Source organism: Luteibacter sp. P4_E6 (assembly GCF_056401535.1).
This window is the reverse complement of record NZ_JBFUJE010000846.1, coordinates 1-1,164: the sequence shown is the minus strand read 5'-3', so window position 1 is coordinate 1,164 and position 1,164 is coordinate 1. Positions and strand designations below refer to the sequence as shown.

Annotated in this window: 2 protein-coding genes; both read right to left on the bottom strand. The window is 60.0% G+C overall.

Features of this window, described 5'->3' with window-relative positions:
- Positions 1-147 precede the first annotated feature (147 nt).
- Complete coding sequence (gene rpmA / locus AC1DT2_RS24025) at positions 148-405, bottom strand: 50S ribosomal protein L27 (protein ID WP_063571082.1); 258 nt, start codon at positions 403-405, stop codon at positions 148-150.
- A gap of 19 nt (positions 406-424) precedes the next feature.
- On the bottom strand, positions 425-739 hold the full coding sequence (rplU, locus tag AC1DT2_RS24020; RefSeq protein ID WP_036111437.1) for a 50S ribosomal protein L21: 315 nt from the start codon (positions 737-739) through the stop codon (positions 425-427).
- Between the last annotated feature and the right edge of the window lie 425 nt (positions 740-1,164).

The following is a 1,164-nucleotide window of genomic DNA, read 5'->3' as shown; positions in this document are numbered from 1 at the left end:
GCCGTTGCCGCCGGTACCGGCCGTGACCCTGATCTGTGCTTCGTCGACGAATTTCATGGGAAGGGAGCCTGGGTGAAGAAGTGAAACTGCTTTACAAACGAAAAGCCCCGCCGTGGGCGGGGCCTTCGTTATCGCGTCGAATGAGGCTTACGCCGTGACGACGTCGACAAACTTGCGACCCTTTTCGCCACGGACCTTGAAGGCAACCGTGCCGTCGATCAGGGCGAACAGGGTGTGGTCGCGGCCGAGGCCGACGCCCACGCCGGCGTGGAACTTGGTGCCACGCTGACGAACGATGATGTTGCCGGCTTCAACAGCCTGGCCGCCATAGATCTTCACACCGAGATATTTCGGGTTCGAATCGCGACCGTTGCGGCTGGAACCTACGCCTTTTTTATGTGCCATGACTCATATCCTCCGCAGATCAGGCGTTGATGCCCGTGATCTCGATTTCGGTGTAATGCTGACGATGTCCCTGCGTACGCTTGTAATGCTTACGACGACGGAACTTGACGATGCGGATCTTATCCGCGCGACCGTGGGCACGAATCTTCGCGCTGACGGTGGCACCGGCGACCAGGGGGGCGCCAACGGTGATCGACTCGCCTTCGCCCACCAGGAGGACCTGGTCGAACTGGACGGTGGAATCGACTTCGGCGGTGAGCAGTTCGACGCGCAGGATTTCGCCTGCCATCACACGATACTGCTTGCCACCGGTCTTGATGACTGCGTAGCTCATGGTTGTTTCCTGTTGCTGATTATGTAGTTCTTTTTAGGGTCTTGCGGGTGTTGCGAACTGCGAATTATAGCCAAGGGGAAAAGGCAAGGTCAATCAGATGGTTAAGGCGAGGTGACCGGCCTCGGCGCCAACCCCGCCATTCCACTGAAAAACCATTCGGAACAACGGCTTATGTAGGAGCCGCTTCAGCGGCGAACCCTCAGCGGCCATCTGGCGAGAAAGGCTTTGCGCCTCGCACATGCCGGCTGTAAGGCCCTGACAGAGCCAACCGCCCGCTCCGTTAGACCGGACAGCCGGCCCGTGCCAGCGCAAAGCCTCGTTCGCCCGAGGCGGGCCTGAGGGTTCGCGGACAAGTCCGCTCCTACCCCATACACGGCAGGTTTTCTGTGGGAGCCGCTTCAGCGGCGATGCCGGGGTACCTCAAC

Coding starts and splice junctions, on each gene's coding strand:
- rpmA (WP_063571082.1), bottom strand. CDS start 405: ATGGCACATAAAAAAGGCGTAGGTTCCAGCCGCAACGGTCGCGATTCG.
- rplU (WP_036111437.1), bottom strand. CDS start 739: ATGAGCTACGCAGTCATCAAGACCGGTGGCAAGCAGTATCGTGTGATG.